The organism is Streptomyces pseudogriseolus (assembly GCA_002154585.1).
Lineage (GTDB): Bacteria > Actinomycetota > Actinomycetes > Streptomycetales > Streptomycetaceae > Streptomyces > Streptomyces pseudogriseolus.
Genome location: MUNG01000377.1, coordinates 1 through 2532 on the forward strand (window position 1 = coordinate 1; position 2532 = coordinate 2532).

Annotated in this window: 2 protein-coding genes; one reads left to right on the forward strand and one right to left on the reverse strand. The window is 71.8% G+C overall.

Going from position 1 to position 2532, the window contains the following annotated elements; all coding sequences use genetic code 11:
• Positions 1-529 (forward strand): alpha/beta hydrolase family protein (locus CCN29_RS28080; protein WP_107481740.1); only part of this gene is annotated, 529 nt, incomplete at its 5' end.
• 62 nt (positions 530-591) lie between these two features.
• Here CCN29_RS28080 and CCN29_RS28085 read toward each other — a convergent pair.
• On the reverse strand, positions 592-2166 hold the full coding sequence (locus CCN29_RS28085) for a S8 family serine peptidase (protein ID WP_086685398.1): 1575 nt from the start codon (positions 2164-2166) through the stop codon (positions 592-594).
• Between the last annotated feature and the right edge of the window lie 366 nt (positions 2167-2532).

Genomic DNA, 2532 nt, shown 5'->3' on the forward strand with positions numbered 1-2532 from the left:
CGCCGTGTGCGTCGACGTCCCCGCCCACGGCGACCGGCCGAAGGTCGAGGAGTACGACCGTCTCGCCGCCGAGAACCAGGCCCGCGTGGCGGCGGGCGAGGAACCGGCCCCGCTGATCGCCGCCTTCCATGCCCTCGTGGCCCGCAGGACCGTGCCGGAATGGCGGGCGGTCCTGGACGCGGTGCGGCGTCTCGACCACGTGGGCGCCGGCCCGGTCGGCTACTGGGGCGTCTCGCTGGGCTGCGGCCTCGGCGTCCCGTTCGTCGCCGCCGAACCCCGGGTCCGCGCGGCGGTCCTGGGCCTGGGCGGCGCCCTGGCCTCGCCCGAGGCCGCGAGGATCACCGTCCCGGTGCGGTTCCTGCTCCAGTGGCACGACGAACGCGTCCCACGGGACCAGGGTCTGGCCCTCTACGACGCCCTGGCCTCCCAGCAGAAAACCCTGCACGCCAACCCCGGCGGGCACGCCGAGGTCCCGCCCTCCGAACAGGACGGCACGCTGCGGTTCTTCGCCCGGCATCTCGCGCGCTGAGCGCACCGCCCCGGCACGGTGGACCCGTGCCGGGGCGGAGGGGGAGTGCTGTGCTCGGGGGATCAGAAGGTCAGGCCCCAGCTGTTGATGTAGCCGGTGTCGGCGGAGTAGTTGTCCGTGACGCGCAGCTTCCAGGTGCCGTTGGCCGTCTCCGAGGAGGCGTTCACGGTGTACGTGGTGTTGATGTTGTCCGCCGAGCCGCCGGTGCCGGAGGACTTCAGGGTGTAGACCGACCCGTCGGGCGCGACCAGCTGGACCGTCAGGTCACCGATGTAGGTGTGGACGATGTTCACCGGGACCTGGAGGGCCGACGGGGCGTTGCCCGAGACGCCGGTGACGGTGACGGGGGACTCGACCGTCGCGTTGTCGCGGATCGTGTAGTCCGTGGTGTTGCTGAAGGTCTTGCCGGGCGGCGGGGTGGTGCCGCCGTTGCCGCCGACGTGCAGCAGGCGGTTCGGGGAGCCGGTGCCGGGGTTGGTGACGACGCCGGGGACGGAGTCGGCTGTCAGCGCGGAGGCGACCTGCGACGGGGTGGCCGACGGGTTGTCCGCGAGGTACAGCGCCGCGGCGCCCGCGACGTGCGGGGTGGCCATCGAGGTGCCGGAGATGGTGTTGGTGGCGCTGTCGCCGGTGTTCCAGGTCGACGTGATGGACGAGCCCGGCGCGAAGATGTCCAGGTTCGAGCCGTAGTTGGAGTAGCTGGCGCGCGCGTCGGTCGAGGTGGTCGCGCCGACGGTGATCGCCTCGGCCACCCGGGCCGGCGAACCGGTCGCGGTCGTCGACTCGTTGCCCGCGGCCACGGCGAAGGTGACGCCGGCCGCGATGGCGTTGCGCACGGCGTTGTCGAGCGTGGTGCTCGCGCCGCCGCCCAGCGACATGTTGGCGACGGCCGGGAGGACCGCGTTGGCGGCGACCCAGTCGACGCCCGCGATCACGCCGGCGGTGGTGCCGGAGCCGTTGTTGTCCAGCACGCGCACGCCGACGATGCTCGCCTTCTTGGCGACGCCGTACGCGCTGCCCGCGACGGTGCCGGCGACGTGGGTGCCGTGGCCGTTGCCGTCCTGGGCGACGTTGTCGCCGTCGACCGCGTCGTAGCCGTTGCGGGCGCGGCCGCCGAAGTCGCTGTGGGAGATGCGCACACCGGTGTCGATGATGTACGCGGTGACGCCCTGGCCGGCCGTGTCGTCGTAGGTGTACGAGCCGCTCAGCGGCAGCGCGGTCTGGTCGATGCGGTCCAGACCCCAGGACGGCGGGTTGGTCTGCGTCGCCTGGATGGTGAAGGCGCGGTTCTGCTCGACGAGCGCGACCGAGGGGTCGGCGGCCAGTTCGGCGGCCTCCGCCTCGGTGGCCTCGACGGTGTAGCCGTTGACGGCCTCGCGGAAGGTGCGCTCGACGTCGGCGCCGTACTTCCTGGCAACGCCCTTGCCCTTGGTGGACGCGGCCTTCGTGCCCGGCTTCAGGGTGACGATGTAGCTGCCCTCGACCGCGTTCGGCGCGTCCGCGTAGGCGATCGTCCCCTTGGGGGTCTCGGCGGAGTGCGCGGCGGGAGCGGTGAAGAGACCGCCCGTGAGAGCCGCCGCGGCGACCGCGCCGACGCCGACGACCGATCTGTGCTTGGCGTTTCGCATCACTGCCATCTGAGGGTTCCTCCTCGACAGGTGGGGAGTGTGGGGGTGGCGCCTCTTGGGGGTGAGGCGCCGCACGGCGGACGCCCGTCCCGGATCGCCGGAACGCACGTACGTCTGTCAGGAGCATGCCAAGCGCGGACGAGGTGGCCGTGTTCCGCATGTCCTGTCGCCAGGCGAAAGATTGATCTGTCTACGCGGATTGCACAAGGGGTTCGGCCGCTCGTTAACGTCCGTGCCACAAAGCGAGGGCGACACAAGGTCATCAACTGGCACAGAGACGCAGCGTAAACATGACGACGGCCACAGTCACCGTCCCGCACTGCGAGACGGGAGCGGGCAGGACACCCGGCCGCACCCGTCTCGCAGTGCGGGACG